Raw genomic sequence first — 20,457 nt, 5'->3', positions numbered from 1 at the left:
CGATCAGCTGGCTACGCTGAACCACCCCGGTCGCACCTCGGTCAGAAGCGGTTGCAGCGACCGCACTGCGGACCGCAGGTCCTGATCCGTGAGGTCAAGAGGTTCCGGCAGGCTCAGTCCATACCAGCGCAGCCGCCAGAGGTCGAAGACTTCGCTCCCGTCGGCTGCGAAGTCCACATCGACCTCAATGCCGTTGTCGCACACGAAGCGGCACCCTGCCCCATGAACCGTGTAGGAGTAGGTGCCGACGCGCCCACTCCGGTTGATCCGGCGCGAACGGGCCAGGCCGAGGACATCTGCCAGTCGGTCAAGCGAGGGGATCGCCACCCTCATGGCCTCGTCAATCGCGTTCAGAGCATGGACGTAACCGAGCACGAGGTCTCGCGCAGCCCCAACCCGTTCCATACGGCGTCATCCCCCTGAGCCCGTGACTGAAGGGATTGTTCCATGGGGCCGCCAGCGTCTCCGCAGGACGGCATTCTGAAACGATCAGTAACAGGCACGCTCACCATGGCGAGTGTCCGTCTCGGTGCCGGAGGCTGGGTGACCCGGCAGGTCGAGCTCCGCGGGCCGGCACCGACCCCGATGGCGGCAGCCGTCCTCGACGAGCGGCAGCGGGCCCAAGACGCAGGCCCACTCGATGAGTACGGCAGCAGGTTCGGGATCACCGCTGGACTGCTCTACGGGCTCCAGCATCTCGGCTGCACGGTCCCGCCGCAGGCCGGCGCGGGCCGGATCGGCGAGGTGGGGCCGGGGCCCTCGTACCTCGACCCGGGCTCGGGCGGCCCGGGGAACGACTTCACCAGCCGCCACACCACGTTCATGGCCTAGCTGGCCGCGCTGCTCAAGCGGGCCGGCGGGATCCCGGCGCACGGCGACCAGCGTTCGGCCCGGAATGCGGGCGGCCGGTCCGAATTCGCCCGTCCGGAGCACCGCTGAACGACCGGCTCGTTCACGGAGGATCGGTGCTCCGGATGTCGCGGTCAGTGGTGGTGGGCGTGGAGGGCGGCGTGACCGCCTCCGCGGCCGATCATCCACTTGTTGACCGGCAGGGTGGCGGTGAATGCCACGGCGAGGGAGAGTGCGAGGGCGGTCCAGAAGATCGCCTCGCCCAGAGTCGCGTTCATGGCGCCGGGGAAGACGACCATGGTCAGGTTGTCCGCGATCTCCATGACGGCGATCGACAGGGTGTCCGCTGCCAGTGCCACGCCGATCGCCCGCCTCAGTCCGATTCCGGACCCGAGGACGCTGCGGACGGTCAACGAGTATCCGAACAGGAAGGCGAGGGCGACCGACAGCGCGACGGAGCCGGTGTTCCCCCATCGGAGTGCGGTGGACAGCACCATGCCGAGGACCTCTCCGATCGCGCAGCCGGTCAGGCAGTGCGCGGTGGCCCTCGCGGCCGTCCTCCAGCCGACACGGGCGGAGTCGTTCCCCTGGCGGGGACCGTGGGCGGCGGGATGGTGGTGGCCGCCGTGGTCGTGATCGGCGTGGTGGGCCGGGTGGTGGACGTGTTGCGTCGTCGTCATGAGCCGGGCTCCATCGGCGGTGCCTGTTCGAAGCGCAGGTAGCGGTCGACCGACCGGGCCAGGACCTGGTTGCCGTCGCCGGTGACGACGCGGTCCCACCATGCCCCGTAGATCCGCTCGAAGCGGTAGCCGGCGAGCAGTTCTCCGGCGGCGCGCACGGCGTCGGGCCGCTCCGGGATGTGGTTGGCGTAGCTGTACATGATCGTGACCCAGCGGCGGTCCGGGCAGACGTTGACCACGTCGCCGGTGAACAGGGCGCCCGCCCCGGTGTTCCAGTGCATGACCGTGCTGCCCGGGAAGTGGATGCCGGGGTTGATCAGCGTCAGTTCGTCGGTCAGCCGGTGGGTCCGTCCGTTCCAGAAGCGCAGGGCGGGGTCGGGGCGGCCGACCCACTGCCGGTCGGCCTCGTGCAGGTACACGGGCGCGTCGAAGGCATGGGCCCACTCGACCATGGCGGAGTAGAAGTGCGGGTGGCTGATGACGATCGCGCTGATCCCGCCGGCCTCCGTCACCTCGCGGATCATCGTGTCGTCGAGGTAGGGCACGCAGTCCCACAGCACGTTGCCGTCGGCCGTGCGCAGCAGCAGGGCCCGCTGGCCGATGGCGAAGTCGGGCGTGCAGCCGATGCCGAGCACGTCCGGGCCCTGCTTCTCGAAGCGCCCTTCGTGGCCCTCGGCGCGCAGTTCGGCGAGGCTGGTCCACCGCTGGCCGTCTGCCCCGACGTACTGGCGTTCGTCCAGGCAGACCGGGCAGTCGGGGCGGGCGGCGGCGTACTGGGTGCCACAGGTGCGACAGATGGGCAGGGTGGAACCGGTGAGGTCAGCCACGGTCGCCTCCGGCCAGCTCGGTCAGGACGTACGGGCGGGCGGGCCGCCAGCCCAGGTCGGCGACGGCACGGCGCCCGGACACGACCTGGTTCAGTGCCAGGGCCTCGGCGAACGGGGCGCCCACGGCTTCGGCGGCCTGCTCCAGCGGCCAGGGCTCCGCCCGGCCGGTGCCGCCCGCGGCGACGTCGGCGGCCGCGGCGAGCGCGGCGACCGGCACCGCCTCGTGGGCCACGCCGTGCAGCACGGTTCCCGCCTCGGCCTTGGTCAGGGCCAGCACGAAGAGTTCGGCGAGGTCGTCCACGTGCACCATCGGCCAACGGGTGGCGGGTGAGCCGACGTACCGGCCGATGCCGTGTTCCTTGGCCCATCCGGTCATCAGGCCGGGTATGCCGCCACCGTGGCCGTACACGATGCCGGGCCGCAGCACCACGGGCCGCACGTCCTCCGCGGCGCTCGCCAGGACGCGCTGCTCGATGCGCGGGCGGTAGCCGACGATGGCGATCGCGTCCGTGGCGGCGTCTTCGCCGACCGCGGTGTCCCCGGTGGCGCCGAGCACCCACACGCCGCTGGTGTACACGAACGCCCGCCCGGTGCCGCGCAACCGCTCGGTCAGCGCGTCCACGGCCGCCGCGTCCACCGTCTCGTCTCCGGTCGGCGTGGCGAGGTTCAGCACGGCGTCGATGTCGTCGGTGACGGCGGCCCGCAGCGAGGCCGGGTCGGTCAGATCGCCGACGCGCGACGCCACGTCGGGACCGAGCCGACCGGCGTCCTTGACGAAGTGGACCACCTGGTGGCCGTCCGCCAGCAGCCGCCGCACCACGGCGGATCCGATGTAGCCGGTGGAACCCAGCACGAGTACGTTCACGTCTGTTCCTTTCACATGCTTGACAGCATTCGAGTGTTTGACAACAGGGGCGGCCGCAAGGGCGAACAGGCCGCGCCCGGCAGGTCCGGTGCCGTTCAGGTGGACGCGTGCCCCGTGTGCGGGCCGACCGCGTCGAACAGCAGCTTCGCGGCCACCGCCGCCCCGTCCGTGCGGATCGCGGCAGCCAGTTCTCTCGCCCGTGAGCGGATGTCGGGGGTCAGGGCCGTCCCGAGGGCGGCGGACAGGGAGTCGAAGGTCGGGGTCGGTCCGTCGTGGGACACACCGATGCCCAGCTCGGCCACCCGGCCGGCCCAGTACGGCTGATCCGCCATCTGGGGGACCACGATCTGGGGCACGCCGGCCCGGGCGGCCGTGGTGGTGGTGCCGGCGCCGCCGTGGTGCACGACGGCGGCCACCCGGCCGAACAGGGCCTGGTGGTTGACCTCGCCGACCAGGAAGCAGTCGCCGTCCTCGTCGGTCAACGCCAGGTCGGCCCAGCCGCGGGAGAGGAGCACGCGGTGCCCCCGGGCGCGGGCCGCCTCGACGACCGCCCGGGTGACGTCGTGCGGGTCGCGTACGGGCATGCTGCCGAAGCCCACGTACACGGGCGGCTCGCCGGCGTCCAGGAAGGCCTCCAGCTCGGCCGGGAGCGGCCGTTCGTCCGGCCTTGTCCACGCGCCGGTCTGCACCACGTCGAGGTCCGCCGGCTGCGGCCAGGGGCTGAGGAGCGGGTCGGCCGCCAGCCAGGGACGGTCGGTGAATACGTGGTCGCGGACGTCGTCCACCGGCGGCAGGCCGATGGCCGACCGGTGTGTGTTGACCGCCTCGCCGAACAGCGCGTTCAGGTGCTCCGCGTTCTGGTCCCACAGCACCCGGTTGTCGGTCACGCCCGGCGGGAGCGGCCGGCCCGGCCACGCGAGCGGCGGGTGGTGCGGCGACGGCAGGTAGGTCGGGAAGTAGGCGACGAACAGGTAGGGGATGCCCAGTTCCTCGGCGGCCGACCGGGCGGCGGCCGCCGCCGGGAGCAGACCGGTCGCCACCACCGCGTCGCATCCCTCGATCGCCGTGACGACGGCCTGGTACGTGGTGGCGACCATGCGGGCCGCGCGCTCCGGCAGGCTCTCCACCGGGGGCTTCGCCGTCTCGGTCACCGCCTTGGTCGCCATGTCGCGCAGTGACGGGCCGAGCGGTACCAGGGGGATGCCGACGCCGTCCAGCAGCTCCGCGAAATCCGGTGGGGCGCACACCCGCACCTCCGCGCCGAGTGCCTGCAGGGCCGTCCCGAGTGCGAGCATCGGCTCGACGTCCCCGCGCGAGCCGTACGCCATCAACAACACACGCATGTCACGACTCCTGAGGATGTCCGTGGATTCCGGGCTCGGCCGACTGCCTGTCGTCCGGGTCTTGCTGTAGCCGAGGCACTCGACGATCAGGCCGTCCCGGACGAGCGCGAGGGTCACGCCGCGGACCGTGTCGGCCGGGCCGTCGCCGAAGCGGCACCGCCAGCGGACCGTCGCCCGTTCACCGGTGATGACGACGGCCTCCGGTTCGTACTGCACGGTGCGGTCCTCGGCGAGTGCGCGGCAGAACTCCAGGCACGCGGCGCGGCCTTCGTATCGGGCCCCGTCGGGGGACGGCTCCTTCGCCTCCATCACGCAGTCGTCGGCGAGCAGGTCGTCGAGCAGCGAGGCGTCGTGGTGGATGAAGGCGCGGTTGAAGCGGTGAACGACCTCGGCCGTGACGAGGAACGACATGTCGCTGCCTCCCGGGCCGTCAGGCCGGTCCGGCGATGGCGTGTTCCGCGGCCCGGCTGACGTGCTCCCAGGCCGACCAGGTCTCCGCCCGGGCGCGGGCGATGTCGAAGGCCAGGTCGTAGACCATGCTGCCCAGCAGGAGGCGCAGCGGCGGTTCGTCGCTGTCGACCAGCTCGAGCAGCGCGGCTGCGGCGAGTTTCGGGTCGCTGTCGACCGAGCCCTCGGCGAACTGCCGGGCCAGCTCCTCGCGGAGCGGGGCGTACGCCTCCAGGGGGTCCGTGCTGCGCATCGCGGCGTAGAGGTCGGTCCAGTAGCCGCCGGGCTGGATGATGCTGACCTTGATCCCGAAGGCGGCCGCCTCCAGGGCCAGCGCTTCGCTGAGGCCTTCCAGGGCGAACTTGCTGGCGCTGTAGAGACCGGTGCTGGGGAAGCCGCCCAGGGCGGCGATGCTGGAGACCTGCACGATGTGGCCGGAGCCCTGTTCGCGCAGCACGGGCATGACGGCCTGGCTCACCCAGAGGGCGCCGAAGAAGTTGACGTCCAGCTGGGCGCGCGCCTCGGACTCGCCGAACTCCTCGACCATGCCCATCGAGAGCATCCCGGCGTTGTTGACGACGATGTCGAGCCGTCCGAAGTGGCCGACCGCCTCGGCGACGGCCGCGAACACGGCGTCGCGGTCGGTCACGTCCAGCGTGAGCGCCAGGGCTCGGCCCGGATGGGCGCTCGCGAGCTCTTCCAGCGCGGCCGTGGTTCGGGCGGCGATCACGACGCGGTCGCCGACCGTCAGGGCCGCCTCGGCGAATGCGCGGCCGAGGCCGCGGCTGGCGCCGGTGATGAACCAGACGCGGCCGGTGGGTCGGGCTGGGGCGTTCATGGACGGTGCTCCTGTTCGAGGGGTCGTCGTAGCGGTGTGACCTGCTGACGATCCTTCAGGCCGGTGCCACGGCCATCAACACCCAAGATCAGTAAGATCCGATAATCCAGGCTTATGACGGGGGTCGGCACCATGGACATGCGCGAGATCGAGATCTTTCTGACACTGGCGGAGGAGCTGCACTTCGGCCGGGCGGCCGCCCGGCTGCACCTCACGCAGGCGCGTGTCAGCCAGGTGATCGGCCGTCAGGAGCGACAGCTCGGCGGTCTGCTGTTCGACCGCTCCAACCGCCGCCAGGTGAGGCTGACCGCGCTCGGCCGACAGCTGTGTGACGATCTGCGGCCGCTCCACGCACACCTGCGAGACAGCCTGGAACGTGCCCGACTGGCGGCCCGCGGCAAGACCGCACGCCTGCGGGTCGGCTTGATGCCCTTCAACGTGCCCGACCTGCACCGCTACTGGGAGGCGTTCCGCTCCCGCCACCCCGAGTGGGAGCTGCAGATACGCAGCGCACCGTACGTCGAACCGTTCGCCAGGCTCCGCGACGGCGACATGGACGTCTTCGTCACCTGGCTGCCGGTGGACGAACCCGATCTCACCGTCGGCCCGGTCCTCTTCCACGACCCTCGCGTGCTGGCCGTCGCCGCGGACCACGAACTCGCCGGAAGACGCGAGGTCCCGTTCGAAGCCCTCGGCGACTTCGCCCACGCCATGATCCCCGACATGTCCGGCTACTGGGAGGACGCCTACCTGCCCTTCTACACCCCACGAGGCAAGGCGATCGAACGCATCGACTGGGCCACCAACTCCGACGAGCTGATCAACCTCGTCATCACCGGCGAGATCATCCACCCCTTCCCCTCACACGTCACCCGCTACTGGTCCATGTCCCACGTGCGCTTCGTGCCGGTTCCCGAGATGGGGACGATTCCCTACGGCCTGGTTTGGCGCCGCGACGCCGAGAACGAGCTGGTCCGGGCCCTCGCCCGGACCGTCCGCGACATCGGCGCGCTGTACTTCTGAGCACGTCCGCGCGCAGGCGACGAAGAGCCACTATTCCTCGAAGAGCCGTCAGCCCTCGCAGAGCCGTCAGTCCTCGCAGAGCAGCCGAAGCGCGACCCGCCGGTAGTAGCGCACATGAGCGAGTGCCGGCTGGGCGGCCGCTGACCGCTTGGGCAGGGCCTGCGGCGGGCCGTACTCCTCGGCGGGCTTCATGGGTCGCGGTGTCCGTTCCGGGCCGGGGCCTGGGATCGTCGCGCGAGTGTGGCCGCCTGGAAGGCCGTCCCAGTGAGCCTCGTCGACGATCCTCGCGCCGCGGCCGACCGCCCGTGAACGGACGGCCGGCAGGGTGCTTCCCTCGGCGTCCGAGACTGTGGCGTGCAAGGTGACCGTGGCCGCCGACGCGCGGATCTCCACCAGCTGCCGGTGGCGGACCTTGCGGGCCGGAACCGAGCAGAGGTGGGAGTCGAAGGCGACCAGGCGATCCTTGCCGACGTGTCGCAGGTGCCGGTCGACCACCGCGTACGGGTTCGGCGGCAGTGGCCGCAGGGCGGCGTGGTCCCGTACGGCGCGGACTCCGATCACCTCGCCGTGGGTGCGATGGCGCGGGCCCGACGCATCGGCGCCCAAGCAGTGAACGCGGTGTCGAGTTCTTCCAGGCAGGGAAATGCCCGACCCGCCAAGACATGGTCATGCACGATACTCACCTGCCGCACGACCCGACCCTTGCCGGTGGGCCGGTCGGATGGGAGTCGTCGGACCGATCGCGGTCCCGGATGCCCGATGCCCCTTGCAGCCTCGTGCCGCAGGCGGCGCTGCACCCGGTACGCCGCCACGCAGCCCTTCTCCGGTATCTGCGGCGCGGGATCATCGCGGTGCGGGGCGCTGCCGACCGAGTGGATCCACTGGCAGTCCGACGCCACCCAACCGCTGCCCCGGCCCATCGCCGGCCGTAGCCGCGGCCCGCTGTTCCTCACCGGCCGCAAGGCCCCCGCCGGGACAACGCCCCTGGACGTGTCCCGCGGGCCGGCCGGGCCCGGCTCCCCTACCGTCGGGCTGAGGAGACCCGCGAGGAGAACACCGGGCTGCCGGCCCACCCCTTGGCCTCACCCGAGGACGTCGAGGACCCGAGGGAGGACCCGAGGAAGGACCCGCGGGAGGACCCGCGGGAGGACCCGCGGGAGACCCGAGGGAGGCGCCTCCACCCCGATGCTGCCGGCCCGCTCTCGTCACGCCTCGACCCCCTCCCCGGAGCGGTATACCCGCCCCCGTGCGGGCGCGTTCGCCCGGCACGTCGCCGAGCGCGCCCCGACAGCCCGCCGCCGTGGGCGATCCCTCATGAGTCGACCTCGCGGCTGCTTGCTCTCTGGTGTCCGAACCAGGGCTACGGGACCGTGATCCAGGTCTTGTCGCGCTCTTGACTGCGTTTGCGCTCGCTGCCTGTCTCCTCGTTCACAGGCTCTCTTCCCGACGGACGGAGAAGGCGCCCGCGCCAGCCGCCAGGACTGCCGCTTCTGCTGCCCGTTTCGGGAGCTGCGGGTCCGGCTTGGCACGCAGGAGCACCAGCTGGTGGTAGAGCGGCGCCGTGGCGGCGATCAGCAGGCTTCGCGCGTCCGTGTGCTGTGCGGGGAGTTCGCCGCGCTCGACGGCGCGCTCGACGAGGATCTCGCACTGGCCGTACCGGTCCGACCACAACCGCGTCTGGGCCCGTGCGGCCTGTTCGGAGTGGAACGAGGCGGCCATCAGGGCGACGGCGAACGACGGCTGTACGACCAGGGATTCCTGGATCTCCTGGTTGAGTGCTGTCAGATCGCCGCGCAGCGAGCCGGTGTCCGGCGGCTGCCAGTCGACCTCGCCGGCGGCCTCGATGACGTCGACGAGCAGGCCGCCGACATCGCGCCAACGCCGGTAGACCGTGGCGCGGTGCACTCCGGCCCGCGTCGCGACACCCTCCATCGTGAGTCCTTCGTGGCCGCCTTCAGCGAGTTCGGCGCGCACCGCATCGAGAACCTGGGCGCGGATGCGGGCGGTGCGACCGCCCGGACGGCGGTCCGACGTCGTGTCCAGTGGGTCTGTCATCGGCAATCAGTATCCGGTTGATCAAAGCGGCAGGGCTGTGCCAGCATCTTAACGCGACAGTTGTCGCTATAGGCTCACCAGAGAGGAATCACCTCCACGATGCCGCCCGTTCCCGCTGACCCCACCGTGCTCCACCCGATGCCCGAGCACCCGCGCGTGGTCCTGCTCAAGCCGCTGGTGAAGTCGCCGCTGATCGAGGTCGGTGACTTCACCTACTACGACGATCCGGACGACCCGACCGCGTTCGAGACGCGCAACGTCCTCTACCACTACGGTCCCGAGCGGCTTGTCCTGGGCAAGTACTGCGCGCTGGGGACGGGCACCCGGTTCATCATGAACGGCGCCAACCACCGCATGGACGGTCCTTCCACCTTCCCGTTCCCCACCATGGGGGGCTCCTGGGCGGAGCACTTCGACCTGATCACCGACCTGCCCGGCCGGGGCGACACGGTCGTCGGCAACGACGTGTGGTTCGGCCACGGCGCCACGGTCATGCCCGGTGTACGCATCGGTCACGGCGCGATCATCGCCGCCGGCGCCGTGGTCACGGGCGACGTCCCCGACTACGGCATCATCGGCGGCAACCCCGCCCGGCTCATCCGTACCCGCTACGACGCCGCGGACATCGCCCGGCTCCTCGCCGTGGCGTGGTGGGACTGGCCCGTGCAGCACATCACCAGGCATGTACGGACGATCATGTCGGGGACCGTCGCCGACCTGGAGGAGGCCGCCGCACAGATCGACCAGCCCTGACACCGTCCTCGCCACACCACCCGAACCCGCCCCGCGCCAGAAACGAGTGATCGCCCATGTCCCGTGGCCGCGCCCACATCGCGATGGTCGGCGTCCCCATCGTCAGCCATGTCCTGCCCAGCCTCGCGCTCATCCGCGAGCTGGTGGCCCGCGGGCACCGGGTCACCTACGCCAACGACCCGTTCGTGGCCGACCGGATCGAGTCCGCCGGCGCGGAGCTGGTGCCCTGCGCCTCCACGTTGCCCGTCGCGGACAACGACTGGCCTGTCGATCCCATCGCCGCGGCGGGCCTCTTCCTCGACGACGCCGTCCAGGCACTCCCGCAACTGCGCGCCGCCTACGACGACGATCCGGCCGACCTGTACCTCTACGACATCGGCGCCTATGCCGCGCGCGCCCTCGCCGAAGCCCAGGGCCGTCCCCTCGTGCAGCTGTCCCCGACGTTCGTCGGCTGGGACGGCTACCAGGAGGAAGTCGCCGCGCACCTGCGGAAACTGCCGGGCGCCGACGCGTACCGGGACAGGTTCGCACGATGGCTGGCCGGCTGCGGTGCGACCACCACGGACGTGGACACGTTCTCCGGCCCGCCCGCCCGGGCCCTCGCCCTGATCCCGCGAGCGATGCAACCGCACGCCGATCGAGTCGACACCGACACGGTGACCTTCGTAGGCCCCTGCTTCGACACCCGAGCAGACACGGACGGCTGGACCCGTCCGGCGGCCGCGGACAACGTGCTGCTGATCTCGCTCGGCTCGGCGTACACACGCCAGCCCGCGTTCTACCGGCAGTGCATCGCGGCCTTCGGCGACCTGCCCGGCTGGCACGTCGTACTCCAGATCGGCAAGTACACCGACCCCGGGGAACTCGGCACCGTCCCGCCCAACGTCGAAGTGCACTCCTGGGTCCCGCAGCGGGCCATCCTGGAACAGGCCCATGCCTTCGTCACCCACGCCGGCATGGGCAGCTGCGGCGAAGGACTCCTCGCCGGCGTTCCCATGATCGCCGTGCCCCAGGGAGCCGAGCAGTTCATGAACGCCGACCGGCTCGTCGAACTCGGCGTCGCCCGCCGCGTGGACACCGCTGACGCCATCGCCGAGACTCTTCGCGCGGCACTGGAAGACCTGGTCACGGACCCAGAACGCGTCGACCGGTCCAAGCAGCTGCAGGCCGCCGCCCGAGCCGAGGGCGGCACCCCGCGCGCCGCCGACCTCATCGAGAACATGCTGGCCGCAGCCGAGAACCCCGCACTCTGAAGCGCTGCCCCTTCCTTGCTTCGTTCACTTTCTCCAGGGGTTCTGGCTCAGCTTCTGGATGCTGCATGCGCGGCCTTCATGAGCGTTTCGAGGTCGGTGTCCGTCAGCCTGCTTGTGACCTCGGTCTTGCCGCGACGGCTGTACCTGGGCATGTCCTGGACGCCGCTCCACTCGCTCCCTCCCTAAGGGTTGTCCCGTAAAGATCTCGGCTCCGGGGATCGATAGGGTGCCGTCATGACTCTGGGCATAGTGCGGGTGGATGATGGTTGGCGCGTGCCTGCGCTCCGCGGGTTGGGCGTGTCAGAGCTCGTCATCGACGACCGGCTTCGGCTCCGCATCGAGTCGAACGAGATCATGCTGTGCTCGGGAGCGGAACTTGTGGCTGACGAGCGGGCGTACGGGCTTTCGGCATGGCCGCAGACGAACCTCGGCAAGGCTACGGAGCTGTTGCGTCAGGCTGTTGCCGAGGTCAGCGTTTCCGATCAGGGAGCTCTCCGTATCCTGTTCGCGGGCGGTTGGCGCTTGCTGGTGCCGATCAATGACGAGCGGTCAGCATGGACAGTGACGGTCCGCCACCATGGAGTTCTCACCGCCAAGCCCGGCGGCGGGGTGGCAATACGCGATCCCGGCTCCGAGACGTAGACCGGCCTCGTTCGATGACCCGGCCTGCGAGCATGGACCGGCTCTGATCGATGATCACGAGGTGGCGAGTGTGATCACGGCGTCGGAGCCGTCTTGGATAACCCCATTCGCAGGGCTGAGCCCACGCTGCTTCGGCAAACTGCTGACGGCGTTGCGGCGCGATGGAGCAGATGTGATCCACCGGGGTCGGCCGTGGAGTCTGCCGCTGGAGGATCGGGTGCTGCTGGTCACGGCCTATTGGCGTACCAACCTGACGTTGCGGCAGCTCGCTCCGCTGTTCGGCGTCTCGAAGTCCACAGCTGGCCGAGTCATCAACCACCTCGGACCCCTGCTCGCGCTCCAGCCCCGCAAGCGGTTCCCGAAGGACGCCGTGCTCATCGTGGATGGCACTTTGGTCCCCACTCGCGACCACGTCATCGCCGAGCGTTCGAAGAACTACCGGTACTCCACCAACCACCAGGTCGTCATCGACGCCGACACCCGGTTCGTCGTCGCCCTCGGCCGGCCCCTGCCGGGCAACCGCAACGACTGCAAGGCATGGGAGCTGTCCGGTGCGAAGGCCGCCGTTGGCAGGGCAACCGTGATCGCTGACGGCGGTTACCGCGGCACCGGCCTGATCATCCCGCACCGCCGGGAACACGGTCAGGCCGAACTACCGACCTGGAAAGAGGAGCACAACGCTTCCCATCGCAAGGTGCGGGCTCGCGTCGAGCATGCCTTCGCCCGCATGAAGGCGTGGAAGATCCTCCGTGACTGCCGCCTCAAGGGCGAGGGCGTTCACCACGCCATGCGCGGCATCGCCCGCCTCCACAACCTCACCCTCGTCGGGTGAGACACAGCGCCGCTGGTCGATTGGCGCGCCGCAGATCATTTACGGGACAGCCCTTAGCAGGCTCCCTCGCCAACGGGTCGCTACTGGTCGCAAAGAGACGCGAGGATGACCGCCGATGGCCAGTCAAGGAATTCCGCGAGATCAGCTCATCCTTTTGTCACGAACATGCGGTAGAAGAGATTCATCCCCCTTACCTCATCCTCTGGCCAAGGGCAATCCTTCAGATCGTGCCGGGATCCGACTTGTGGATCCGAAGAAGTGTCTTCGGGAGCATTCTTGTAGTCCTTGCTGTCGGCGAAGCAGTGTAGGCTTCCGTCCTTGTTCCTCTTTGTTGCGTAGCAGTGGCGAGTTCCAACCATGTCGTTCAGAACAAGATGTGGTGTTGTCGGCTGCGGACTTCCCTCGCCTTTGTAGACGGTGGTGCCCCAGGGGCAGTCCCCGACCTCGTGCCAAGATCGGTCGTAGGGGTCCATTTGGCGAGGGCCAGACCACGGCACGTTCCTATATGAGATGCCCGTTTGCTGGTTGAACAGGAAACGGTCACGCTCTTCCGTTTCTGATGTGCCATGGACCTCCTCTGCGTAGTAGCAACCGCGAGTCCAGTACTTGGTCAGGACCAGGTGAACGAGGCTCATATCTCGATGGTGCTTCTTCTTCATTCCGAGATCAAGAAACCACGCCCTTATCGGGCTGCGTCACCTCAGGACGCCCCCATCGTCTGAGAACCTCGGCTTAAGCCGGACCACCCCATCGTCATGACGAACCCCAAGCCCTTGGGCCTGGCAGGCCACTAAGGGCTGTCCCACAAGTGATCTCAGACGTGCTCCTCATCAGCCGTCGTCATAGATCCGCTATCCGGTCAGGGCGAGGTTGTGGAGGCGGGCGATGCCGAGCATGGCGTGGTGGACGCCGTCGCCTTTCAGGCGGCAGTCGCGGAGGATCTTCCAGGCCTTCATGCGGGCGAAGGTGTGCTCGACTCGGGCGCGGACTTTGCGGTGGGAGGTGTTGTGGGCTTCCTTCCAAGCCGGTAGCTCGGTCTGGCCGGGTTCTCGGCGGTGCGGGATGATCAGGCCGGTGCCGCGGTAGCCACCGTCCGCGATGACGGTGGTGTTGCCGACCGAGCTCTTGGCGCCGGACAGTTCCCATGCCTTGCAGTCGTTGCGGTTGCCGGGCACGGGCCGGCCGACGGAGACGACAAGGCGTGAGTCGGCATCGATAACGACCTGGTGGTTGGTCGAGTAGCGGTAGTTCTTGGACTGCTCCGCCACGCTGTGGTCCCGTGTCGGCACCAAGGTGCCGTCCACGATCAGCACCGTGTCTCTGCGGAAGCGGCTCCGCGGCCGCAGCGCGGGCAAGGGCCCGAGCCGGCTCACGATCCGGCCCGCGGCCGACTTCGAGATCCCGAACAAGGGAGCCAGCTGCCGCAAGGTCAGGTTCGTCCGCCAGTACGCGGCAACCAGCAACACCCGGTCTTCCAGCGGAAGACTCCACGGACGGCCCCTGCAAACCATGGGCAAGCCTCCGCGCCGCAGCACGGTGATCAGTTTGCCGAACCGGCTCGGAGTGAGCCCGGAGTACGGCGCTATCCATGACGGCTCCGACGCCGTGATCACAGCCCCCACATGAAGATCATCTCAGTCGTGGGCGGCCTGACATCCCGCACGGGTCCAGACCTGCAGGCCCTGGATCCGCCAGCCGAGGTCAGTAGAGCCAGCGGTCCAGGAACCCTGGCCAGAGAAACCCCTCGTAGCCGTTGAAGGCTGCAGGGTCGATCTCCTTCAGCTCCTCGGCCAGCCGGTTCAGCTCGGCGAAAGCCCGCTCTTCCTCCTCTTCAGAGAGGTACTCCTCGGGGCCGTCCGGCTCGCTGAGAAGCTCTGAGACGGTGACGCAGATGCCGTAGTGGTGAAGGACGTCGAGCCACACGCCGACACCCGAGTTGGCGAACCACGCCTCCCCATCCGGCATGACGAAGTAGACCGTCCCGGTCTCCGGCTCAACGCCGAACGATGACCGCTCGGCCTGATCATCGGGGTCCGCCTGCTCGGTGAGACGGTAGAGCGGGCCCCGGGATGTGAGCAGGGCTGGCTCAGCCTCGCTCTGCATCACGACTCGTTCGATGAGGCGCGGAGCTACCGGGATGCCCACCTCGACGAGCTGCGCCTTCATGAAGCCTGGGATCCGCCAGCCAGCCACAACGTCCCGTCCGGCTCGCGTGACATGCCCCAGACCAGCCCACTCGGTCAGCTGGTCGTACGTCGCCATCGAACGATCCTCTTCCGTCGGCTGTGGTCCTGACCCTATCGAGCCGATCTCAGGTCAAGGCACGGCCGCACTTGCGGGACAGCCCTTAGACGGCGGGTACCCGGAGGGGGCCTGTTCAAGCCGCCTGGCCGGGTTGGCGGCCGGGCGTGGTCGTCGAACGGTCCGGCTCCGCCCCAGTGCCTGGACGGTCGGCGGCGCCCTCTGCCGCAGGATGCTCTTCGGAGCACGGCAGAGGTCGGCGCGGCCAGAGGCTCCGCCGCCGTCGGTCATCCGACTGGGGGCCGTCGGCCGCGCCGACTGGAGAGGCTGGCTGAACAATCACGGCGGCAGCTGCCGGTGTGGCAGCTGCCGCCGTGGTTGTTCGGGGTGGTGTGGACTCCGTTGTACGCATCCCTGGCCGCGCGGTCAGGAGTGAGCATGGCACTCGACGCGAGTCGGCCCCGGCTGTTCTTCCACTGCCGGAGTCCCGGGGCCGTCGCCAAGTTCCTGCTGGACGTCAGCAATGTCGCGCTGGTACGTCGTACCGGCCGCATGGCCCCCCCGCGCCCCACGGCGTCCCGCGCTCGTACCCCACGCGGCGTGGTGCGTTTTCGCGACGGCGTAACGGCTGACGGGTCCGAACGGAACAGGACGGCTCGGCGCTCAGTCCCCGTGACCGGTGCCGCCGCTTCCGAATCCGCCGCTGGAGATGCCGCCCCACTTGCGCTGCTCCTCGCTGCGAGGGGCGTCCAAGGCCTCACCTGAGTTCCGCAGGTTGTAAGGCATGAGGCGGTGTTCCCCGTCGGTGTGCGGCATCTCGGATGGCCGGCGGTACTCGGACACTTCGCCGGGGTGCCGGTTGGTCACCGGCCGGCGCGGTTGGCTCTCCGGGTCCGGAGGAGGGAGTTCCCGCTCCGAGACCCGGATGCCGAGAGCGAAGGCGCCGATCAGCACGGCGACGACGATCAGGCCGCCGATCACTTGGGCGAGACCGGACTGCCAGACCCCGGCGGCGAGTCGCTGCTCTTCGAGGGCGAAGGTGTGGAGGCTCATGGAGGTGTCCTCATCGTCGGACCGTCGCCGGCAGGGCGAGGAACCGGTCGGGTGGTATTCGGTCGGAGATGCCCAGGACGAGGAGAAGCTCCGGCGTGGAAGCGCGGCGGCATCGTGCGAGGAGTGGTGCCGTCTGCTGGAGCGGAACCAGTCCGCCAGTGGCCCGGTCGCTTCTGCTGGTCTCGTGGGACCTGGTCCATCAACCTGCTCTCATCGTGTCTCCGGCGGACCGCGGCGGCGACTCGCACCGTTTGTGCATCGTTGTATGCCGAGGGGAGACGTGTTCTTGATGGTGCCCAGCACCCATGCCGCCTGCAGCGGAGCCGCCCACCCGCCGTCGGCATGAGGGTGGGCCGAACCTCATCAGGACCTGAACCCCGTCGTAAGCGCCGTCGCGTGGGACGCGCCGCTCTCGTCCACCGCCTCACCGAGCGTCTGCGGCGTCCGCACCGGCGCCGACCCGACACCGCCGTCCCGGTACAGGAAGCCGTGAACTCCCATGGTCGGGAGGCTGTTGTACGCCCAGGGGGCGGAGAAGTAGGAGGCGCCGGTGTCGCGCGGTACCACGGCGTCGCCCTCGGGCATGAACACCGTACGAGTGGCCACCTGCGCTCCGCGCGTGGGTGACGGCGGTCCTCCGACCGCCCGACTCCTTGAGGCACTCGACCACGGCAGCGGTGAAGCCGTTCTTCGCTCAGAGCGACTGGCCGAACTCCGTGACCACCTGTCACCGGCCGTCGAGCAGGGCGGGTTCCGCGTCGATGAGGGCCCGACCTGGTCATCGAGCCCTCGGGCGATCAGCGGCGGCGGGCACCCCTGCGAGCCGACGTGGACGCGCGGGCGGGTGAGCCGGGGGCGCCGCGGGAAGGCGTCCAGCACCCGGACGCGTGCCCGGGTCGTCGAGGGCGAATCCGAACGTGGGGCGTGCCGTCGCCGTGCTCATCGCGGCGTTGGTGTCGCGGCCGACCTGCGGGTTGACGCACAGACCGGTGGCGGAGACGGAGACGGCGGGTCTCAGGGCTTCCACGCGTTCGCGTTCGCGTTCGCATTCGGGTTCGGGTTCGGGTTCGGCGAGCTCGTCCGCGTTCAGCGCGGTGCCCAGAGTGAGTGCCTCCCGGATCTCAGTCCGGGTCTTGGGCGGCGAGTCCAGGAGATGTCGTGGGGTGCGAACCCCGCGGCCAGTGCCGGCCCGGCCTCCCCCGGACTCGCTGTTTCGCAGCCCGTGCCGGCGCCCGCGAGCAGCCGCAGAATGGGGACGCGCGCAGACGCAGGACGGGGACGAGCGCAGACGCCTTGACCGCGATGGTGTGCGGCACGTCCGGTAGGCGGGCAAGGGCCTGGTGCGGATCATGTCGCCCAAGCTGCTTCCTGGCCATCGCCTCGTGGTCCGGTCAGGGCTGCGCGGGTCCGCCATGAGGAGCCGGCCCGTTTCGGCGTCGTCGTTCGGATCAGAAACCGAAGATCCGGAACAGGAAGAAGGACGCGCCGAGAACAGCGCCGAAAACGATCAGGGAGACCCAGATCATCGGGTGCTCCCAGGTGCCACCGTCGGGGCGCTCGGGGTGGGCCGAGGAGGTGCAGCCCTCCACGGGCGGGGTTTCCTCAGGAGGTACGAACGGCACGCTCATGATTGATCGCTCCCTGTGCGCGGCGGCCCATCGCCGCCGGGCTTCCACCGTCCCCCTCCACCCCCGCCATCGCGAGGCGCATCGATCGCGCATCGATAGGCGACGTGAACAGTCAGGGTCCCGCCCTGCGGCATCCGGCTCCCCACGCACGTCGCCGCGACCACGCACTCGTCAGCAGGCGCGCCGCAGGCCCTCAGGAGGATTCGTACCGGCCTCCGCCCACGCTGCGCTCGTCGTCGCATCCGGGAGACTGTCCAGATCTCGTAATAGGCGATACATTTACCCCCCGAAAACCCATGAAATGAAATAGGGAACGCCAGATGGCGCGGCCCTGAAGACCGTGCGCAGCCTTCGCCGATCTCCCCCTGCAGAAGGGAAGTCCATGAGCCCCACGCTGGCCGACGAAATCCGCAGTCGGCTCGGAGAGCTGAGCCCTGCCGAGCGCAAGGTCGCGCGGGTCCTGCTGGCCGGCTACCCCGCTGCGGTCTTCGAGACGGTCGCCACGATCGCGGAGCGGGCCGGCGTTTCGGCACCCACGGTGCTGCGGTGCGCGTCGCGACTGGGCTACAAGGGCTTTCCTGATCTGCAGGCGGCGCTCCGCTCGGAGCTCGACGCTCGTAACGCGTCGCCCATCACCCTCTACACGGCCGCGGAGACGTCGGAGCGGGAGACGACAGCCCCTCGGAGCTCCGTGGGCACCCCTCTCGGCGAGCGCTCCGCCCTTGTACAGCAGGCGGTCTCCCAGACCTTCGACGAGGTCGCCCAGCACGAGTTCGAGGAGGCGGTGACCCTTCTCAGCGACCCCAGACGCCGGGTGCACCTGGCGGGGGGAAGGTTCACACATCTTCTGGCCGAGTATCTGGGCCTGCACCTGATGCAGTTCCGCGACCAGGTGGGCCTCTTGCCGCACAAGGACGTGGAGCGGACGTCCTTCCTCACGCAGCTCGCCCGACGCGACGTCACCGTGCTTTTCGACTACCGGCGTTACGAGGCCGACAAGACACTCATCGCCGAACTGGCAAGGGAGCGCGGCGGCAAGGTCATCGTGTTCACCGACCCCTGGCTCTCACCCGCCGCCGCCCACGCGGACGTCGTCCTCACCACCCAGGTGTCCTCGGACTCCCCCTACGACAGCCTGACACCGGCCCTGGCGGTCGTCGAGTTGCTCGTCGCCGAGGTCCTCGACCGCGTCGGCAGCGACGGCCACGAACGGATGAAGCAGGCGGAAGGGGTCGCCCGGCGCACCGGTCTCCTGTGAGCGGACCCTCCGCGGTCGGCTCCCGCCCCTCCGTGGTGTGCGCCGAAGCGTCGCCGCGGAGACGCTTCGCAGGCGGGCCCACGCCTGTGAGGAGCGGCTCGGAGGGCGGGCCGGCGTTGAGGTAGTCGACGAAGTCCACGGATTTCTGTCTGGCCTTCTTGTCCGTGAACGTGCGGTTCGGCTTGATCGTGAGGCCGGGCAGGACGACCACGGGACCGGGCAACCGATCTCGGGAGTGGGGACCGCTGAAGGCCGCGCGCTCGGTGAGGTTGCAGTGGTCCCGAATCCGACGGCTGGTCGGGCGGGGAGCAGGACACCGGACGCTTCGCATTCGGGCGGAATGTGCCCGTTCGTCTCGCGGCGGATGTCGTCGGTCAGAGAGGCGCATGCCGTCGTCGTCTTCCTGGGCCCGCGCGCGGGGAGCCGATTCAGCACAGGTGATCCGCTCCCGGAGGAGAAAGCGGCGGAGCCGGCCCTCTTGGCGATGCCGGCCCCGCCACCCGGCCGATCAGTGCGGCGCGATGTCGATCTGCAGCGCGATGAGGGTCCGGGCGCTGGTGCCGTCTCCGGTGAAGGCGGCGAACCCTCGGGCCTTGGTGAAGCTCACGGTGAACCGCGGTCCGGTCTCGAAGGTCGTCGCGGTGGCGCTGTTCTGTGCCCGGGTCGACGCGAGGGCGCGGGCGGTGGTGCGGAAGGAGTAGGGGGTGCCGTCCGGGTTGGCGGCGGAGTGGAAGACGTCGGTGTCGGCAGGCACGGGGGTCGTGACGGCGGGGACCAGGGGCTGCTTGGCCGGGTGGACGCGCGGTGTCCACGTGCGGGCGTCGTACTGGTCTCCGTCGGTGAGGTAGCTGTACCGGGCGCGGCGGAGGGACCAGCCGTTCGCGGAGTCGTGTGCGCGGGCGTCCCGCAGGTCGAGGACGGCGACGCCGTTCGGGCCGAGGACCGTCATGTGCTCACGATTGCTGCCCGGGCGGTCGACGACCAGGGCGGTGTTCTCCTCGAGGGCGTAGACGCGGTCGTGGCCGGTGTCGGAGGCGAGGCGCAGCGCCCGGCCTTCGCGTCCGTAGGCACCGGTGTGGGTGTCGACGAGTCCGGAGCGGAGGAAGCCGAACCCTCCCTGGGGGATGTATCCGAGGCGGGTGGGGTCGTCGAAGTAGCCGGGGGCGCTGCCGTCCCGGAGCGACTCGTAGGACTCGCCGCCGCTGACCATGTCGGGGCCGGAGGCGACCTGGGCGCCCGCGGAGGATCCGGACACCACGGCCCCGTGGGCGAGCTTGGCACGGATGGCGGCGAGGACCTTGGAGTCCTTGTGCTCCTCTCCGCGCAGGAGGGTGGTGAGGTAGCGGTACTGGTCGCCTCCGCCGAAGAAGAAGCCGGTCATGGACTCGACCTGCGCGACGACGGCGTCCGAGTCGGCGTTGGCCACGTGGTCGATGTCGAGAGGGATCCACTGGGCGTCCGCGGCGCCGTGGCGCTTGAAGAGGTCGGCGTAGTAGGCGCCGTTGCAGGCGGAGTTGCTGCACCGGTCGGGGTCGTCGGCGTAGGGGTCCTGGCTTTCGGGCACGGAGGCGGCGGTGATGATGCCGATGCGGGCCTGCGGGCCGCCTGCTCGCTTGATGATCTCGCCGTAGACCTGGGTGTTGTTGTCCTTCAGTGCTCCGCCGACCAGCACGAGGGATCCGGTCTGGGGTCGGGCGGCGGCACTCGCGGGGGCGGCCGCGGTGAGGAGGGCCACGACGAGGCCGCCGGCGAGGACGGCGCGGCGGGATGGAGCGGAAGGTACGCGCATGATGCCTCCGAAGGCAGGAGAGGGGGTCGACGGGCCCGTGGCTACGGCTTGCGGTGCGGGCCCGGGTCGATCCGGCTGGGT

The 20,457-nt window shown here is 69.8% G+C and carries 21 protein-coding genes and 2 pseudogenes; 7 read left to right on the top strand and 16 right to left on the bottom strand.

Annotated elements, in window-relative coordinates:
* Nucleotides 1-3: 3 nt before the first annotated feature.
* A complete protein-coding gene (locus tag ACH4TP_RS39950) occupies nt 4-375 on the bottom strand; it encodes a DUF6896 domain-containing protein (RefSeq protein WP_398440675.1) in 372 nt (123 codons plus the stop codon).
* A gap of 300 nt (nt 376-675) precedes the next feature.
* On the opposite strand from ACH4TP_RS39950, the pseudogene ACH4TP_RS39945 reads away from it, so the two are divergent.
* Nucleotides 676-939: pseudogene (locus ACH4TP_RS39945) on the top strand (flavodoxin family protein); the annotation flags it as partial.
* A gap of 44 nt (nt 940-983) precedes the next feature.
* Here the strand turns inward: ACH4TP_RS39945 and ACH4TP_RS39940 are convergent.
* The 6 genes and pseudogenes from ACH4TP_RS39940 to ACH4TP_RS39915 all read right to left on the bottom strand — a co-directional run bounded on the left by ACH4TP_RS39940 (nt 984) and on the right by ACH4TP_RS39915 (nt 5,849).
* Nucleotides 984-1,529 (bottom strand): DUF4396 domain-containing protein, encoded by a 546-nt coding sequence (locus tag ACH4TP_RS39940; RefSeq protein WP_398440674.1) that lies wholly within the window; start codon nt 1,527-1,529, stop codon nt 984-986.
* Complete coding sequence (locus ACH4TP_RS39935; RefSeq protein WP_389238922.1) at nt 1,526-2,356, bottom strand: MBL fold metallo-hydrolase; 831 nt, start codon at nt 2,354-2,356, stop codon at nt 1,526-1,528. Before ACH4TP_RS39935 ends, ACH4TP_RS39940 begins: the two co-directional genes overlap by 4 nt.
* On the bottom strand, nt 2,349-3,221 hold the full coding sequence (locus tag ACH4TP_RS39930) for an NAD-dependent epimerase/dehydratase family protein (protein ID WP_398190323.1): 873 nt from the start codon (nt 3,219-3,221) through the stop codon (nt 2,349-2,351). Before ACH4TP_RS39930 ends, ACH4TP_RS39935 begins: the two co-directional genes overlap by 8 nt.
* Before the next feature lie 95 nt (nt 3,222-3,316).
* Nucleotides 3,317-4,564 (bottom strand): glycosyltransferase, encoded by a 1,248-nt coding sequence (locus ACH4TP_RS39925; protein ID WP_398440679.1) that lies wholly within the window; start codon nt 4,562-4,564, stop codon nt 3,317-3,319.
* A 90-nt stretch (nt 4,565-4,654) separates the two neighbouring features.
* Nucleotides 4,655-4,975, bottom strand: a pseudogene (locus tag ACH4TP_RS39920) (nuclear transport factor 2 family protein); the annotation flags it as partial.
* Nucleotides 4,976-4,994: 19 nt separating this feature from the next.
* Complete coding sequence (locus ACH4TP_RS39915; protein ID WP_398440673.1) at nt 4,995-5,849, bottom strand: SDR family NAD(P)-dependent oxidoreductase; 855 nt, start codon at nt 5,847-5,849, stop codon at nt 4,995-4,997.
* A gap of 114 nt (nt 5,850-5,963) precedes the next feature.
* Here ACH4TP_RS39915 and ACH4TP_RS39910 point away from each other — a divergent pair, with 114 nt between their 5' ends.
* Nucleotides 5,964-6,872, top strand: a complete 909-nt coding sequence (locus ACH4TP_RS39910) for a LysR family transcriptional regulator (RefSeq protein ID WP_398190317.1) — start codon at nt 5,964-5,966, stop codon at nt 6,870-6,872.
* 66 nt (nt 6,873-6,938) lie between these two features.
* On the opposite strand, the gene ACH4TP_RS39905 is transcribed toward ACH4TP_RS39910, so the two are convergent.
* Complete coding sequence (locus tag ACH4TP_RS39905; RefSeq protein ID WP_398440672.1) at nt 6,939-7,433, bottom strand: Mu transposase domain-containing protein; 495 nt, start codon at nt 7,431-7,433, stop codon at nt 6,939-6,941.
* A gap of 867 nt (nt 7,434-8,300) precedes the next feature.
* Nucleotides 8,301-8,927 (bottom strand): TetR/AcrR family transcriptional regulator, encoded by a 627-nt coding sequence (locus ACH4TP_RS39900; RefSeq protein ID WP_398440671.1) that lies wholly within the window; start codon nt 8,925-8,927, stop codon nt 8,301-8,303.
* Nucleotides 8,928-9,026: 99 nt separating this feature from the next.
* Here ACH4TP_RS39900 and ACH4TP_RS39895 point away from each other — a divergent pair, with 99 nt between their 5' ends.
* From ACH4TP_RS39895 to ACH4TP_RS39880, 4 genes are all read left to right on the top strand, one after another.
* On the top strand, nt 9,027-9,680 hold the full coding sequence (locus ACH4TP_RS39895) for a CatB-related O-acetyltransferase (RefSeq protein WP_398440670.1): 654 nt from the start codon (nt 9,027-9,029) through the stop codon (nt 9,678-9,680).
* 56 nt (nt 9,681-9,736) lie between these two features.
* On the top strand, nt 9,737-10,933 hold the full coding sequence (locus ACH4TP_RS39890; RefSeq protein ID WP_398440669.1) for a macrolide family glycosyltransferase: 1,197 nt from the start codon (nt 9,737-9,739) through the stop codon (nt 10,931-10,933).
* A gap of 234 nt (nt 10,934-11,167) precedes the next feature.
* Nucleotides 11,168-11,575, top strand: a complete 408-nt coding sequence (locus tag ACH4TP_RS39885) for a DUF6188 family protein (protein WP_398190302.1) — start codon at nt 11,168-11,170, stop codon at nt 11,573-11,575.
* A 61-nt stretch (nt 11,576-11,636) separates the two neighbouring features.
* Nucleotides 11,637-12,407, top strand: coding sequence for a transposase (locus ACH4TP_RS39880; RefSeq protein WP_398440668.1), 771 nt, complete (start codon nt 11,637-11,639; stop codon nt 12,405-12,407).
* A gap of 146 nt (nt 12,408-12,553) precedes the next feature.
* Here ACH4TP_RS39880 and ACH4TP_RS39875 read toward each other — a convergent pair whose 3' ends face one another.
* From ACH4TP_RS39875 to ACH4TP_RS39850, 6 genes are all read right to left on the bottom strand, one after another.
* Complete coding sequence (locus ACH4TP_RS39875) at nt 12,554-13,066, bottom strand: hypothetical protein (protein WP_398440667.1); 513 nt, start codon at nt 13,064-13,066, stop codon at nt 12,554-12,556.
* 192 nt (nt 13,067-13,258) lie between these two features.
* Nucleotides 13,259-14,029: a transposase gene (locus tag ACH4TP_RS39870; protein WP_398440666.1), complete on the bottom strand. Its 771-nt coding sequence runs from the start codon at nt 14,027-14,029 to the stop codon at nt 13,259-13,261.
* 79 nt (nt 14,030-14,108) lie between these two features.
* The gene (locus tag ACH4TP_RS39865) at nt 14,109-14,669 is read right to left on the bottom strand and encodes an SUKH-4 family immunity protein (protein WP_398190290.1); all 561 of its coding nucleotides are present in this window, start codon (nt 14,667-14,669) and stop codon (nt 14,109-14,111) included.
* Nucleotides 14,670-15,311: 642 nt separating this feature from the next.
* Complete coding sequence (locus tag ACH4TP_RS39860; protein WP_398190287.1) at nt 15,312-15,701, bottom strand: DUF6479 family protein; 390 nt, start codon at nt 15,699-15,701, stop codon at nt 15,312-15,314.
* Between the two features lie 363 nt (nt 15,702-16,064).
* The gene (locus tag ACH4TP_RS39855) at nt 16,065-16,307 is read right to left on the bottom strand and encodes a hypothetical protein (RefSeq protein ID WP_398440665.1); all 243 of its coding nucleotides are present in this window, start codon (nt 16,305-16,307) and stop codon (nt 16,065-16,067) included.
* Nucleotides 16,308-17,149: 842 nt separating this feature from the next.
* A complete protein-coding gene (locus ACH4TP_RS39850) occupies nt 17,150-17,329 on the bottom strand; it encodes a DUF6480 family protein (RefSeq protein ID WP_398190282.1) in 180 nt (59 codons plus the stop codon).
* A 382-nt stretch (nt 17,330-17,711) separates the two neighbouring features.
* Between ACH4TP_RS39850 and ACH4TP_RS39845 the strand changes: the two genes are divergently transcribed.
* Entirely contained in the window at nt 17,712-18,587 is an 876-nt protein-coding gene (locus ACH4TP_RS39845; RefSeq protein WP_389238946.1) for a MurR/RpiR family transcriptional regulator, read from the top strand.
* A gap of 508 nt (nt 18,588-19,095) precedes the next feature.
* Here ACH4TP_RS39845 and ACH4TP_RS39840 read toward each other — a convergent pair.
* Nucleotides 19,096-20,376, bottom strand: coding sequence for a cyanophycinase (locus ACH4TP_RS39840; protein ID WP_398440664.1), 1,281 nt, complete (start codon nt 20,374-20,376; stop codon nt 19,096-19,098).
* Between the last annotated feature and the right edge of the window lie 81 nt (nt 20,377-20,457).

Source organism: Streptomyces sp. NPDC021012, from assembly GCF_044333355.1.
Taxonomy (GTDB): Bacteria; Actinomycetota; Actinomycetes; order Streptomycetales; family Streptomycetaceae; genus Streptomyces.
The sequence above is the reverse complement of the archived record's forward strand: the minus strand, read 5'-3'. Positions and strand labels throughout refer to the sequence as shown.

Bases quoted from the DNA above. Each gene is read 5' to 3' on its own strand.
- ACH4TP_RS39940 (WP_398440674.1), bottom strand. From the start codon at position 1,529: ATGACGACGACGCAACACGTCCACCACCCGGCCCACCACGCCGATCAC.
- ACH4TP_RS39925 (WP_398440679.1), bottom strand. From the start codon at position 4,564: ATGCGTGTGTTGTTGATGGCGTACGGCTCGCGCGGGGACGTCGAGCCG.
- ACH4TP_RS39915 (WP_398440673.1), bottom strand. From the start codon at position 5,849: ATGAACGCCCCAGCCCGACCCACCGGCCGCGTCTGGTTCATCACCGGC.
- ACH4TP_RS39910 (WP_398190317.1), top strand. From the start codon at position 5,964: ATGACGGGGGTCGGCACCATGGACATGCGCGAGATCGAGATCTTTCTG.
- ACH4TP_RS39900 (WP_398440671.1), bottom strand. From the start codon at position 8,927: ATGACAGACCCACTGGACACGACGTCGGACCGCCGTCCGGGCGGTCGC.
- ACH4TP_RS39895 (WP_398440670.1), top strand. From the start codon at position 9,027: ATGCCGCCCGTTCCCGCTGACCCCACCGTGCTCCACCCGATGCCCGAG.
- ACH4TP_RS39890 (WP_398440669.1), top strand. From the start codon at position 9,737: ATGTCCCGTGGCCGCGCCCACATCGCGATGGTCGGCGTCCCCATCGTC.
- ACH4TP_RS39885 (WP_398190302.1), top strand. From the start codon at position 11,168: ATGACTCTGGGCATAGTGCGGGTGGATGATGGTTGGCGCGTGCCTGCG.
- ACH4TP_RS39875 (WP_398440667.1), bottom strand. From the start codon at position 13,066: ATGAAGAAGAAGCACCATCGAGATATGAGCCTCGTTCACCTGGTCCTG.
- ACH4TP_RS39865 (WP_398190290.1), bottom strand. From the start codon at position 14,669: ATGGCGACGTACGACCAGCTGACCGAGTGGGCTGGTCTGGGGCATGTC.
- ACH4TP_RS39860 (WP_398190287.1), bottom strand. From the start codon at position 15,701: ATGAGCCTCCACACCTTCGCCCTCGAAGAGCAGCGACTCGCCGCCGGG.
- ACH4TP_RS39850 (WP_398190282.1), bottom strand. From the start codon at position 17,329: ATGAGCGTGCCGTTCGTACCTCCTGAGGAAACCCCGCCCGTGGAGGGC.
- ACH4TP_RS39845 (WP_389238946.1), top strand. From the start codon at position 17,712: ATGAGCCCCACGCTGGCCGACGAAATCCGCAGTCGGCTCGGAGAGCTG.
- ACH4TP_RS39840 (WP_398440664.1), bottom strand. From the start codon at position 20,376: ATGCGCGTACCTTCCGCTCCATCCCGCCGCGCCGTCCTCGCCGGCGGC.